The 13,203-nt window shown below is 46.9% G+C and carries 12 protein-coding genes; 2 read left to right on the top strand and 10 right to left on the bottom strand.

What is annotated here, in order from left to right; all coding sequences use genetic code 11:
• The first annotated feature begins 24 nt into the window (after positions 1–24).
• Entirely contained in the window at positions 25–216 is a 192-nt protein-coding gene (locus A2517_RS11875) for a YwbE family protein (RefSeq protein ID WP_294897341.1), read from the top strand.
• 2 nt (positions 217–218) lie between these two features.
• Here A2517_RS11875 and A2517_RS11870 read toward each other — a convergent pair whose 3' ends face one another.
• Genes A2517_RS11870 through A2517_RS11860 form a run of 3 tightly spaced genes read right to left on the bottom strand, consistent with a single transcriptional unit; the run spans position 219 to position 2,272 of the window.
• A complete protein-coding gene (locus A2517_RS11870; RefSeq protein WP_294897338.1) occupies positions 219–863 on the bottom strand; it encodes a 3-methyladenine DNA glycosylase in 645 nt (214 codons plus the stop codon).
• A gap of 21 nt (positions 864–884) precedes the next feature.
• Complete coding sequence (locus A2517_RS11865; RefSeq protein WP_294897336.1) at positions 885–1,694, bottom strand: TIGR00282 family metallophosphoesterase; 810 nt, start codon at positions 1,692–1,694, stop codon at positions 885–887.
• A complete protein-coding gene (locus tag A2517_RS11860) occupies positions 1,691–2,272 on the bottom strand; it encodes a hypothetical protein (protein WP_294897334.1) in 582 nt (193 codons plus the stop codon). Before A2517_RS11860 ends, A2517_RS11865 begins: the two co-directional genes overlap by 4 nt.
• Before the next feature lie 44 nt (positions 2,273–2,316).
• Between A2517_RS11860 and A2517_RS11855 the strand changes: the two genes are divergently transcribed.
• On the top strand, positions 2,317–2,847 hold the full coding sequence (locus A2517_RS11855) for a YgjP-like metallopeptidase domain-containing protein (RefSeq protein ID WP_294897332.1): 531 nt from the start codon (positions 2,317–2,319) through the stop codon (positions 2,845–2,847).
• On the opposite strand, the gene rlmC is transcribed toward A2517_RS11855, so the two are convergent.
• The 7 genes from rlmC to leuS form a co-directional block, all read right to left on the bottom strand.
• On the bottom strand, positions 2,814–3,932 hold the full coding sequence (gene rlmC / locus A2517_RS11850) for a 23S rRNA (uracil(747)-C(5))-methyltransferase RlmC (RefSeq protein WP_294897330.1): 1,119 nt from the start codon (positions 3,930–3,932) through the stop codon (positions 2,814–2,816). The two genes, A2517_RS11855 and rlmC, sit on opposite strands and share 34 nt — an antisense overlap.
• A 1-nt stretch (position 3,933) precedes the next feature.
• Positions 3,934–4,401: a CZB domain-containing protein gene (locus A2517_RS11845; protein ID WP_294897328.1), complete on the bottom strand. Its 468-nt coding sequence runs from the start codon at positions 4,399–4,401 to the stop codon at positions 3,934–3,936.
• Positions 4,402–4,494: 93 nt separating this feature from the next.
• Entirely contained in the window at positions 4,495–7,476 is a 2,982-nt protein-coding gene (locus A2517_RS11840) for a DEAD/DEAH box helicase (RefSeq protein ID WP_294897326.1), read from the bottom strand.
• A complete protein-coding gene (locus A2517_RS11835) occupies positions 7,454–8,617 on the bottom strand; it encodes a folylpolyglutamate synthase/dihydrofolate synthase family protein (protein WP_294897324.1) in 1,164 nt (387 codons plus the stop codon). The genes A2517_RS11840 and A2517_RS11835 overlap by 23 nt, the downstream gene beginning before the upstream one ends.
• The gene (locus A2517_RS11830; RefSeq protein ID WP_294897322.1) at positions 8,614–10,149 is read right to left on the bottom strand and encodes a GGDEF domain-containing protein; all 1,536 of its coding nucleotides are present in this window, start codon (positions 10,147–10,149) and stop codon (positions 8,614–8,616) included. The genes A2517_RS11835 and A2517_RS11830 overlap by 4 nt, the downstream gene beginning before the upstream one ends.
• Positions 10,150–10,159: 10 nt before the next feature.
• Complete coding sequence (gene lptE, locus A2517_RS11825) at positions 10,160–10,693, bottom strand: LPS assembly lipoprotein LptE (RefSeq protein ID WP_294897320.1); 534 nt, start codon at positions 10,691–10,693, stop codon at positions 10,160–10,162.
• 4 nt (positions 10,694–10,697) lie between these two features.
• A complete protein-coding gene (leuS, locus tag A2517_RS11820; protein WP_294897318.1) occupies positions 10,698–13,145 on the bottom strand; it encodes a leucine--tRNA ligase in 2,448 nt (815 codons plus the stop codon).
• Between the last annotated feature and the right edge of the window lie 58 nt (positions 13,146–13,203).

The following is a 13,203-nucleotide window of genomic DNA, read 5'->3' as shown; positions in this document are numbered from 1 at the left end:
CATCCATAAGACAAAGGATCAACTATGGACGGACGCGAACGTAAAAATATTATCTCAGGCAAACGGGTGAGCATCGTCCTCAAAGAGGATCAAAGGACGGGGAGATTAACCGAGGGGGTCGTTCGTGACATCCTCACCAAATCACCGAACCATCCTCACGGGATCAAAGTGAGATTGATGAGCGGGGAAGTGGGACGGGTTAAAGAGGTGTTTTAAATCTAACCCAGTAATTTTTCAATAGCTACCACTTTCCCCTTACTATTCCTCTTCACATACTCCACAATCATCCCATGAAACCGCGCAAACGCTGCGGGAAGCTGAACAGTGTCGAAATAGCCTCTCACCCCCACTTCACACCACTCCTGTAATTCATCATAACTCTCGAACTCATATCCGAACGCGTTTAACAGCCGTGCCGTGTAGCTGTCCACGACCATCGCGGGACGGGCGCAGGCGTAACATAGGATGCTGTCTGCCGTTTCAGGGCCGATCCCTTTTTGCGATAACAGCCAGTCGCGATCTACGGAGAGAGAAAAGGTTTCAAAATCGCTGAAATCATCAATGATCGCTTGGGAGAGGCGGATAAGGCTTTGGGCTTTGGCTTTGAACAAACCGCTGGGTCGGATCAGCTCCATTAACTCCTCGACATCGCAATGGGCTAAGACGTGAAGGGAGAGAAACTCTTTGATACGGAGGTTATCGAGGGAGATTTGAACACGTGACCATTGGGTGTTTTGGGTGAGGATGGCACCGACTACCACTTCAAAAGTACCATAGGCAGGCCACCACAGCGGCGGAGACTCCTCTAAGAGTTTAAGGCTCTCTAATGCACTGAAAAGTTCGAAAGAATCGGTTAACTGCATAAAAGCTCCTTTGTCGGATGGCTATTCCTCACACCACGCATCGGTGCGGAATACTCTTCCATCATCAAATATTTTGAGTTTGAATGCTTCGGTGCATTTCCCCTCATCGAATGTCATTATAGCGATTTGGAGGATTTTTCGGCATTTTTCAGGCACTTCAAACCGTCCCGATACTCCCGTGATAAACCGCTCTAACGGAACTTTCGAATCCATCCCGATGACGTTATCGCGACAACCTGAGAGACCGATATCGGTGAGATACGCCGTCCCTTTGGCAATCTGAAAATCATCGCTCCCCACGTGGGTGTGGGTTCCGATAATACCGCTCACCTCTCCCTGAAGAAGCATCATCATAGCGCGCTTCTCGCTGGAGGCTTCGGCGTGAAAATCGAGGAAGATATGATGTACCCCGTCATTTTTGAGGTGTGCGACGGTGTCACGGGCGCATCGAAACGCATTATCAACGTACGGCATTCCGTAATGCCCCATAATATTGAGGACAGCAAGTTTTTCCCCTGCAACGTCGAAAATCTTGCACCCTGTCCCTTTGACCCCTTCAGGGTAGTTATGAGGACGCAGGAGAGGCATAGACTCCAATAACGGTTCGATCTCTTTTTTATCCCACGTGTGGTTCCCGCCGCTCATCACGTCGATCCCCAGAGCAAACAGCTCTTGAGCATTTTTGAGTGTCACCCCAAAGCCGTGCGAAGCGTTTTCATAGTTGGCGATGACGAAATCGATTTCGTGTTCACGTCTGAGCTTTGTGAGGTGCTCTTTGATCATCGTCCGTCCCGGACGGCCGACGATATCTCCGATAAACGCTATTTTCACTCTTTCTCCTCTTTAAGATCCTCTCTAAGCTCTGCGCTTCTTTGACGAAAGTTCTCACTGTCTCCGTAATCAAAAAATTTTTTGTAATTGTTGTGCATAAATTTGACCCGCGATGCATGGCGTATCGGGCACCAGTATTGTTCGGTACGACCGGCAATCTCGCTAATGTAACCCATCAATCCGTTGAAATAACTGCAATAGAGGCAGTTGAGTTTTTCGATGCTGTTGAGATAGCCAAGCCTATGACGATCGATGATGATGTAATCGCTTCGTTTGACTTTGGTGATCTTATAGATCGGAAAACAGATCCACTGATAGACACTTACAAATGCGTCAAGAACCATGGCAGGGATGATAACCGACCAAATCACCGGAGCACTCAGAAAATGCAAAATCGGTGTCGTCACCAAATAGCGGTATAACCCTTGGTGCTCACGCCGATAAGAGGCGAGAAGCTCTTCGCGTTTTTTCGTTATTTCGCAGGTAAATTTCTCATACTCTTGGTGCAGTTGCTCTTCCAGCTCCGATTCGAGTGCTTTAATCTTTGCGACGAGTTCGTCGATCTTTTGATGTTCCATCCCGAACCTTTGCATTATGTTGTGTAACTATACTACAATTGCGTATGCAATCACTTAAATATTTGACCCACTACAGCCAAGAGATACGGACACAGGTAAAAAAACTGATCGATACGAATACCCTTGGCGAACGCCTTTTACTCAAATATCCCGACACCCATACGGTTACTACCGATAAAAGCCTTTATGATTACGTTATGGCCATCAAAAACACCCATTTTCGCAGTTCTGGCGTCATTTCCAAAGTTCTTTATGACACCAAAATCCGTGATCTCAGCTCCGCACTCGGAACCCACACCTTCGTCTCACGGGTGCAGGGGGGGAAGCTCAAAGCAAAAAATGAGATTCGAATCTCCCATCTGTTTAAAAAAAACCCCGAACCGTTTTTGCGGATGATCGTTACCCATGAACTCGCCCATCTCAAAGAGAAAGAGCATAACAAAGCCTTCTATAAACTTTGCACCCATATCGAACCCGAGTATCATCAGCTCGAATTCGAAGTACGTCTTTACCTCACGTATCTCGATACATTTGGAGAACTTTATACGAGTACCAGCTCCACCAAAACTTCATAGTGGGTCGTGTGGGGAAACATATCAAAAAGCTGGACGCGTCGAACACTGTAACCGCTGAGGCTCTCAAGGTCTTTGGCTAAACTCGTCGCATTGCAGCTCGAATAAAGAATCCGATCCGCATTGACACGGATCAGCCATTTGCACAATTGCTCTCCCAAGCCACGGCGCGGAGGGTTCACAATAATCACATCAGGTTTCTCACCCGAACTTGCTCCGAAACTCGCCGCGTCGAGCGATTCAAAGCGGACGTTTTTAAGCTCCAACAGCGCGGCAGAATCACGGGCGCACTCTATCGCTTCAGGCTCGATCTCGATACCGACGATACTCCGATCGCTCACGGCACAATGGAGTGCAAATCCCCCTACTCCGCAAAAAAGATCCCATAAAATCTTCGGTTTGCTCTCATCCGCCCACTCGCTCGCGGTACGGTAGAGTTTTTCAGCCACTTCGGGGTTGGTTTGGAAAAAGCTTTTGGGGCGAATATAGAGGGGGATACCGTTAAATCGCTCTTCGAGGCGGCGCTGTTCGGTTAAGAAAATCTCTTCTTCCCCTTCTAAAATTGCCATATGAATCGGCTGTATATTGGCGGTGATCACTTTAAGATCGGGGGCGCGTTTTATCAAATCGTCCAAACCGTTCTCCAACCGTCCGATGATTCCGTGCGATTTGAGGACAAAACGGAGCATCATTGAACCGTTGGATTTGCTTTTGGTGAGGAGGACGTATTTCAGCTCCCCTTTTCGCAATCGTATGTCATACCCTTTTATCCCTAGCTCTCGAAGCCACTCTTGGACCGTATGCAATGTTTTCTGCATACTGATATCGTACAGAGGGCACTCGATGAGACTCACCTCTTCGGAGAGCCCCAGCACTATCCCCTCCAATGTCGGGGTTGCTACCATCTTCGCTTTATTTCGAAACCCTTTGAGCGGTGATGTTGCAGGCTTGAGCCAATCTTCGGGCGTATAGGGGTTTAAAAGGGCATGGAGATGCTCCCCTTTTAATTTCAGTTGTTCGGCGTAGTGATAATCGATCCAGCTGCATGAGTGGCATTGGTGGGTATCGTAATAGCTGCAAAAACTCAAATTATATACCGCTCATATTGGCATCAAATGAGCTTTGGGGAATCGCATACAAACGGCGCTCAAGGCGACCGATATGATCTAAAACTTCATCCGATGCAGCTTGTAGTTTCAGAAAATGATCTTTTGCAATCTCTTTTTCCTTGTCACTTACCTTTTTTTTAGTATTGAAGATTTTTGAAAACAACGTTCTCCCATTATCCGAAAAATAAATTTTAAAAATCTGCATATACTCATCATGGAGGGTAAAATGGGCTTTTTCAATATCGGTTAAACACCCCATATTTCCGAGGGCATTGAGTTTTTGCCCTTCGCTGTAAAACCACTCCCCAAATACACAATCGGTACAGTTGAGGGGGATTGCACTCTCATCGATAGCCATCCCTTCAATCAACAATTTAGCACGCTGTACCCATTTGACATGCGCTTTTTTAGCTTCACCCAACGACTGCAATGTTAGAGTTTTATCCATTTTTGCCTACCTATGGTTTAGTATTATAATTATACCTGTCGAAATTATAAAAAATAGTGAATAATGAAGTTTTACATAAATCAACAACTCTAATCACTTTTCTTTTAGGTTTCTGAGATAGTGCAAGACGGTACCGATCAGATCATCATCGTCTTTACTTTTGCTCTGCAGTGTCTCTTTTACGCCGCTTTGGTACTCTATAGTGATATTTTGGTTATAGTTGCTCACCATTTTGATCTTCTTCTCGATACAGAGGAGCTTGATCACCATAATCTCAAAAAACTGCTTGGTCGGCGTATCCGGCTTACCGAAACGATCCCCTACCTCTTCTTCGATCTCGTAAATCTCACTCGGAGATTCACATTGGCTGAGGCGACGATAGAGTTCAAGGCGGAGGCGATCTTCGGTGACGATTTCATCGCTGATAAAGGCACTGACGGTGAGTTTGATATCCACTTTCGCCCGTACCGCCGTTGTTTGGTTGGTGAGGATTTTGATGGCATCTTCCAACATACGCAAATAAAGGGCATAACCGATATTTTTGATATGGCCGCTTTGGGCATCTCCAACGAGATTCCCCCCTCCTCGGATTTCGAGATCATGGTAGGCGAGCATTGAGCCGCTTCCCAAAAATGAGTTGGATTCGAGCGCTACAAGGCGCTTTTTCGCCTCTTCGGTGAGGTGGTCTTTATCATCGACGATAAAATAGGCATACCCCTCGGTATGCCCCCGTCCGACCCGTCCGCGCAGCTGATGCAGATCGGCCATTCCGAAACGATCGGCTCCGTCGATGATCATCGTGTTGACCGTCGGCATATGGATCCCCGATTCGATGATTGAGGTGGCGAGAAGGACATCGTACTGACGATCGGCAAACTTGGCAAGCTCCTCCTCGGTTTGGGTGGCGCTGATTTGGGAGTGGAGAATGAGAATACGCAGATCAGGGAGGATCGCTTTGAGCTCGCCTGATTTTATAATCATCGAATCGATCGAGTTATGGACATAAAATACCTGACCGCCGCGTCGAAGCTCGCGTAGTATCACCTCTTTGATCAGTTTCTCATCGTAGTTTTTGACAAACGTCCGTACCCCTAAGCGCTCGCTCGGCGGTGTGAGGAGTTCGGACATCGTTTTAATCGAGCTGAGGGCTTGGTTGAGACTTCGGGGAATCGGCGTCGCACTCATACTGAGAAGGTGGACGTTTTCATAGAGCGATTTGAGTTTCTCTTTTTGTTTCACCCCGAATTTGTGCTCTTCATCGATGATAACAATCCCGAGCTTCGCGCAGCTCACCCCAAAGAGGGCATGAGTTCCGACGACACAATCGAGCTCCCCCGCTTCTAACGCTCTCAAGGTTGCCGTTTTCTCTTTAGCGCTCACAAAACGGTCTAACTTGGCGACTCGAAGACCAAACGGTGCAAGGCGTGCTTTGAGCGATTGAAAATGCTGGGAACTCAGAAGTGTCGTCGGAACAACTAGGAGCGATTGATATCCCCCTTTGGCTGCGGCAAAAATAGCGTTCATTGCCACTTCGGTTTTTCCGAAACCGACATCTCCGCTGAGGAGGCGATCCATAATCTGCCCCGAAGAGAGGTCGCGCACTATTGAACTAATCGCACTCGCTTGATCGGGGGTGTAATCAAAACCTGCGGCGGCTTGAAAACGGCGTAATTCCCCCCCGTCGACGTTGATAACCGAAGCTTTGATAAGGGCTCGACTTGCCGCGATTCCGACAATCTCGGAAGCGATCTCGAACAGCCGTGCTTTAACCGATTCTTTGAGCTTGCCGAAGCTCCCTTTGCCTAAACGGTCTAAGACAGGAAGCGAGCCTGAGGCGATATAGCGATCGATCGAGTCGAGGTTTTCGACGGGGAGGAGAAGCTTGTCATCCCCCATGTATTTGATGACGACAAGGTCTTTGATCCCACCGAGTATCTCCGCCTGCTCGATCCCAACAAAAATCCCCACTCCGTACTCTTCGTGTACGACGTAATCCCCCACTTTCAAATCATCGAGGAGGATGGAAGTACGACGGCGACGACGCTTTTTCTCATGGCGGTTGAGGGAGAAGATCACTTCATCGGGGCCGATTAGATTGAGGACGATCCCTGACGTTTTGAGCGTTATCCCCTTAAGCTCAAATATCCCAGAGGCTTTGAGCTGCGTATCACTGGCGGCGATAAGGGTGAATTTTTTGTTTTTATGGACGCTTCGGAGAGTTTCGAAATTCCCTCCCCCTAATGGCGTGTACTTTTCGGATTCGGGAAGGATATCTACCTCAAGCCGTTCACGTGGTAATACAGGTTGATTAAGACCGTAGGCTTCATCGAGAACACTTTTCATCTCTCGGATACGGAGACGTTTTTTTCCTTCGCACAGATCCACTCCATGCTCGCCCAATACCCATAATCCCAAAGAGGCGATGTCTTTGACAAAACTATCGCTTTGGGCGGATGCAATCGCTTTTTCGAAATGTTTGTACTGATCCGCGTCAAGGGAGAAAAAGGCGCTCGTCACATCAATGGAAGCCAGTTCCTCTTTGTCGGTACGCTGGGTTTCGACATCGAATGCTTTGATCTCTTCCACCTCATCGTCAAAGAGGCTGATACGGTACGGGTTACTTTGATTCGGGACGTAAATATCGAGAATATCCCCGCGATGGGAGACTTCCCCCTCCATCTCAACCATATCGACGAAGGTATATCCCCAATGGAGCAGCTTCTCTTTAAAACTCCCCAGATCGATTCGGGAAGCGAACTCAATCGTCTCGCTTTGAAGTAATGAAGAATTAGGAAGAGGGAAAAGGAGCGTTTTTACGGGTGAAATAATCAACGGTTTTTTGGACGCCGTGTAATAGGTACGCAGTGCGGCAAAAAGGGCAAAAAGTTCTTCACTAAACGGGCGTAAATCGTCCATATAGGTCGCACGAAAATCGGGTAATACGATGTGGGGAATTTCTAAAAATGTCGAAACATCGCTCAGTTCCGATGCCTCTTTCGCATCCTCGCAGAGGAGGATTTCAGGAAGGTTTTTCGGGTTGTTTTTTACGTATTCATACCATCGTGCTTGTGACATTCATCCTCTTTAAAAACGTCTCGGCTACGCTGAACGAACCGAAAACCAAATATTCTTTATTTTTTTTAATATCTTCAAATGATCGATAAGGGATATTCAACTCACGCAATACCGATTCGAGAAGAATCCGCTCTACAATCCGCCCTTCCTCTACCTCAATAATCTCAACCGAATCAATAATAGGCTTTAAAAGGGTCAATATTTCTCGGTAATCCTTATCGCCGTAGGTGTTATAGATGAGGGTCACTCTTTTTCCCGTAAAGCTTTGAACGATCGATTCTGCCGCCAGTGCGTTATGCCCTACATCCAAAACTATATTAGGGGCTATTTGACTCAGACGTCCAAACAATGCACTCTGATCAAACAGCTCCTCGGTCACTTTATAACCTAAAAGCTCATAAGCCATCATGGCCAACATCAGATTATCGCATAAATAGCCGCTTAGCGCGTTTTTCGTGGCAAGATGCAATGCTATTGTCTCTATTTCAGGAGTAACGCGTTCTGAAAAAGTATAGAGGCTACACCCTTTTTCACCCGCGATGGTACGTGCGATAGACTCTACTTCAGAGTGTTTTTGTTTTCCCAAAAGAGTAACTCGCTGCATACTTCGCAGTTTCGTCGTTGCGATGGAATCGATACTATTCCCTAAAAACGCCGCATGATCAAAATCGATAGGGGTAAAGATACTCAGAACCTTATCAAAAACGGCGGTCGCATCAAACTCGCCACCCAGACCTGCTTCACATACGACGTATTCACACCCCTCATACGTGACCATAGCAAGGAGTGTCGTGTACTCAAAATAGCTTAACGCTTCGGAAGCCGCATCCGGTAACAGGGAGAGAAGTTTTTTATGTGCCGATTCCAACGCTTCATCGTTTATCTCGGAACCGTTCAGCCAAATACGCTCGTTAAAGCGAATGATATGGGGCGACGTGTAATGTCCGACTTTTTTCCCTGCACGGCTCAGCGCGCTGGCTAAGAAACGCCCTGTAGAGCCTTTGCCGTTTGTGCCGACAAGATGGATTATCTTAGGGCTAGGGAGGAGATGCTTAAGCGCTTGATACGCTTTGGGAAATCGCTCATAATCGATAACATCGTAAAAAAGGGGTTTACGGGATAAAAAATCACTCAGTTTCATGCAGGCTCGACGCGATTTCGCCCTTTTCGTTTAGCATCATAAAGGTGTTCATCCGCCCCCTTCACCACCCCTTTTAAGGAAGAATAGTCACTACGCTCGGCTACACCAATACTGACACTCACCGCAATGCGCTGCCCTTGATACATAAAATGGGCTTGCTCAACGTGAGCGCGTACTTTTTCACAAAATATTTTAGCCCCTGCGAGATCAGTGTCTCCCAAAATTGCCAAAAATTCCTCTCCCCCGAAACGTCCTACAATATCACTGGTTCGCGCCTCGTCTTTGAGAATTTTGGCAAATGCGATAAGCACCGCATCCCCTGCTTCATGCCCATAGGTATCATTCACCGCTTTAAAATGGTCCAAATCAAGCATCGCAATACAAAAGGAGTGCCCATGCCGCTCAAATTCGGCCTCTTTTAGGCTCATATACTCTTCGATTGCCCGTTTGTTAAAGAGTTTGGTTAAAAAATCTTCCCGCGAAGCTTGTGTCGCCTGAGCCAGCTCCGCTTCCAATGCAGCAATCTTTTTCCCCATTTTGGTCACTTTTTCATTGTGAACCTTTAAATCTTTGCTCAATACTTCGACTTTTTCTTCCAGTGTGCTGGCAATGGTGTAAAGCCGTTTGTGTGCTGTTTTAAAATCGGTAGGCTTATTGCTTTCCAACGCTTCCAAATCACGCTTAACCTCTCGAATCTCACTGCTTGAACTTTCACTTCGCTCAATCAAATCAATGAGCTGTGCAGAGAGTTTTTCGAGAAGTTTATCGAGGGCATTTACCATCTCTTCAACACTCCGCTTGTCCAAAGCTATCCGCATAGCGATTGCTGTTTTGAGCTCTTTTTCACACTCATCGGTAGCGATATACGCCGGATTGTCATTCAGCTTTTGGGAAAGTTCAATTGTCGCATTGTCCATTGTAGGTGCAATAGAGGGAACCAATGAGGAGATGAGTAAGCGGATTGTTTTATTATAGTCCACACCCTCTTCTACACTCTTATGCAGACTAAGATTCTCAATGGTACTTCGTAAATTAGCCGAATCAACCGAGCCGAAATGGGCTAACTTCATTAAAAAGGAGTCATCATACACACTCAGAAAATTACTCCATGCCTGTTTCAGTAATTCTATCTGAGTCGATCCCCCTTGAGACTCCAAAATAGTAATGGTTTTCTTCGCCAGTGCCGATGCATCAGGGTTGTGCAACACATCAATGCTTTGTGCCATTTTTTTAGCCAAAGCGCTCAAAAGTTCCACCAATATCGTCGCTTCGTTCGGGTTCATGCGGCTGAGCTTAGAGATTAAAAAGCGGATAAGCTCCGCCGTCGTTTTAACACGGTATTGTTTTATCTCTTCCGCCGTCTTTTTATCAAAAAGGGAGTTGTAGCGATCAATTCCGCTGCAATCTTCAACCGCAAAGCCCGCTTTTTTTGCTTCAGCACAAAACGTTTCGGTATAGACATCAGGGGTCCATACTTTCCCCTCAGCTTTAAGTCTCTCAACGGTATTGCGAACGATCTGATTAATGGTCATAGATTACCCTTTATTTCGAGTAAGCATCAGGTGCTTCAGCTTGCGTCAGATTCGAATCAGCACCTTGTGCCGCAACTTGTGCCACAAAAGCATCGATCGCTTTTTGCGCCCCTTGGCGTATCGCTTCAAAGCGAGCCTGATCGGAAATAATCGCATTGGGCTCGATCTCAAAATCATACATCCCACGGGTCGAATACGAAGATATTTTACCGTCTGTCGTACGGCTAATACGCATACTCACTGCAGCTCGGTAGGTAATAACATACCCGTTGGTATCGTATCGCAATGGACGAAAAGAGACTCCACCGATCGAAATTTTCAAATGGGTTTGCGCACTATTTTTAGGAACCAATGAAGTACGAAATTTCGTAATAACCGCCGTATCGACGGCATCTTTGATAATAACCGTATTTTGAGGATCTTCCATCCTCACCACGACTTCGGTACTGACGCTCTCGCCGACAACACGCTTAGCGTAATAGCTTGAGGGCTGATAGCCGCATCCGCTAAGGAGGATCAATGCGCTCAGTATCCAAAATTTCATGGTGTTACCCTTTTATCACGAGGTTGACGAGTTTGCCGGGAACTACAATCGCTTTTACGATCTCTTTTCCCTCTAGCCATTTCTCTACGGAAGCTTTTGCCGTCTCGATAATTGCCTCTTGAGATTCATTCACTCCCACTTCGATCGTTGAGCGGTTTTTTCCGTTGATCGAAACTCCCAAAGCTACGCTATCGACTTCAAACACCTCTTCGCACACCACTTGAACACCAAAATTTTTACCACCGAAAAATTCGGTTGAGAGTTCCCAGCAAATATGGGGGACGATCGGCTCCATCACGGAGGTGAGTATCCAGTACCCTTCCGTCCATACATCGCGGTTGGTTTGTTCGTTCAACGCATTCATCGCTTCCATAACGCCGGCAATCATCGTGTTAAACGTATGACGCTCAGTATAAACCTCTTGGGCACGTTTAAGGGCTTCGTACACTTTTTTACGAGCACCTTTCTCTTCTTTAGAGAGGGTAGTATGATCAATTATCGGTAAGCGGTCGGTCACATTGACATATTGACTGCGGTCGGCAAACCGTTTGAGAAAACGATAGGCCCCCTCTACCGCACTGTCATTCCATTCCAACTCTTGGGTCGGAGGTGCGGCGAAAAGGATAAAAAGACGCGCCGTATCGGCACCGTATTTTTCCACCAAAGCACCCGGATCAACAGTATTTCCTTTGGACTTCGACATCTTCGCACCGTCTTTAAGTACCATCCCCTGCGTTAAAAGATGCTCAAACGGCTCATCGCTGTTAACGTGTCCCAAATCACGGAGCATTTTGGTAAAAAATCTCGCATACAATAGATGTAAGATCGCGTGCTCGATTCCGCCGATATAGTGATCAACCCCCATCCAATAATCGAGGGCTTGTTTGTCAAATACCTCTTTATGATCATTCGGTACCGTGTAGCGCAGGAAATACCATGACGATTGGATAAAAGTATCCATCGTATCGGTTTCGCGGATGGCAGGTTTGCCGCATTTCGGACACGTACAATATTTCCATGTCGCATGATGTTCGAGCGGATTTCCCTCACCGTTGATGACGACATCCTCAGGAAGTGCTACCGGAAGATTGGCTTTATCTTCAGGGACGATTCCGCACGTGTCACAGTGGATCAACGGGATCGGAGCACCCCAATAACGCTGGCGGCTAATTCCCCAATCTTTGAGACGAAAATTAACCACTTTTTTACCGAGCTTTTCGGCTTCAAAATGATCCATAATCGACGCTTTCGCACTAACATTATCAAGACCGCTAAACTCTGCACTATCACGGAGAATTCCCGTTTCGGTATAAGCGCATCCACTCGGTAGATCACCCTCAGATGGGAAAATAACCGCTTTGATCGGGAGATTGTATTTGGTTGCGAACTCGAAGTCACGATCATCGTGTGCCGGAACCGCCATAACCGCACCGGAGCCGTAATCGGTGAGAACGAAATTCGCCACCCAAACCGGCACTTTCGTACCCGTTAGCGGATGAAGTACGTTTATCCCCAGAGATACACCCTCTTTCGGACTTGTAGCACGCTCCCGTGCACTCACCCGCTGCATCGCTTTGATCGCATTAACGGTATCCGCGTCGAGCAATCCGAAGGAGATCATATGACGAACAATTTCATGTTCCGGTGCAAGAGCGGCGTAACTCACCCCGTAAATCGTATCGGGACGGGTCGTAAAGACATCGAAACTTTGATAGACGGCACCGAGACGCGCTTCGCTCTCATCATCGAGTTTAAATGCAAATTCAAGCCCGTACGATTTTCCGATCCAGTTCTCCTGCATCGTTAAAACCTGCTTCGGCCATTTCCCCTCGAGGGTTTTAAGCGATTCGAGAAGCTCTTCAGCATAATCACTGATTTTGAGATAATACTGATACATCTCTTTTTGGACGATTTCCGTTCCGCATCTCCAGCATCCGCCATCAACCACCTGCTCGTTGGCTAAAACAGTCAAATCGTGCGGACACCAGTTGAGGAACCCCTGCTTACGGTACAACAACCCCTTGTTGAACATATCGATAATAAATCCCTGTTCGAATGCCGTATATTCAGGGTTCGAGGTTGCAAACTCACGATCTTCCGAAAAGGAAAGTCCAAGCCCTGCCAACTCGCCGCGCATCGTCGCGATATTCTCATAGGTCCATTTTTTCGGATGAACCCCGTGTTTGATCGCCGCATTTTCTGCCGGCATACCGAAACTGTCCCATCCGATCGGGTGAAGGACATTAAATCCCTGCTGACGATAATAACGGGCAAAAGCATCACCGATCGTATAATTACGAACGTGTCCCATGTGGATCCGCCCCGAGGGGTAAGGGAACATACTTAAAACATATTTTTTAGGTTTGGAAAAATCAGTTGAGGGCTCATACGCTTTGGTTGCACTCCAAGTTTTCTGCCACTTGGCCTCAATCGATGCTGGGGTATAATTCAAAAAAAACTCCTATATTTATTCGTAATTCTCTTTAGCTTTAGCACTCTCAATGAATACC

The sequence above is a fragment of the Sulfuricurvum sp. RIFOXYD12_FULL_44_77 genome, from assembly GCF_001830725.1.
Lineage (GTDB): Bacteria > Campylobacterota > Campylobacteria > Campylobacterales > Sulfurimonadaceae > Sulfuricurvum > Sulfuricurvum kujiense_A.
This window is presented reverse-complemented; position numbering and strand designations above follow the sequence as displayed.

Bases quoted from the DNA above. Each gene is read 5' to 3' on its own strand.
- A2517_RS11830 (WP_294897322.1), bottom strand. From the start codon at position 10,149: ATGACCATTAATCAGATCGTTCGCAATACCGTTGAGAGACTTAAAGCT.
- A2517_RS11855 (WP_294897332.1), top strand. From the start codon at position 2,317: ATGCAATCACTTAAATATTTGACCCACTACAGCCAAGAGATACGGACA.
- A2517_RS11840 (WP_294897326.1), bottom strand. From the start codon at position 7,476: ATGTCACAAGCACGATGGTATGAATACGTAAAAAACAACCCGAAAAAC.
- A2517_RS11845 (WP_294897328.1), bottom strand. From the start codon at position 4,401: ATGGATAAAACTCTAACATTGCAGTCGTTGGGTGAAGCTAAAAAAGCG.
- A2517_RS11835 (WP_294897324.1), bottom strand. From the start codon at position 8,617: ATGAAACTGAGTGATTTTTTATCCCGTAAACCCCTTTTTTACGATGTT.
- lptE (WP_294897320.1), bottom strand. From the start codon at position 10,693: ATGAAATTTTGGATACTGAGCGCATTGATCCTCCTTAGCGGATGCGGC.
- A2517_RS11875 (WP_294897341.1), top strand. From the start codon at position 25: ATGGACGGACGCGAACGTAAAAATATTATCTCAGGCAAACGGGTGAGC.
- A2517_RS11870 (WP_294897338.1), bottom strand. From the start codon at position 863: ATGCAGTTAACCGATTCTTTCGAACTTTTCAGTGCATTAGAGAGCCTT.
- A2517_RS11860 (WP_294897334.1), bottom strand. From the start codon at position 2,272: ATGGAACATCAAAAGATCGACGAACTCGTCGCAAAGATTAAAGCACTC.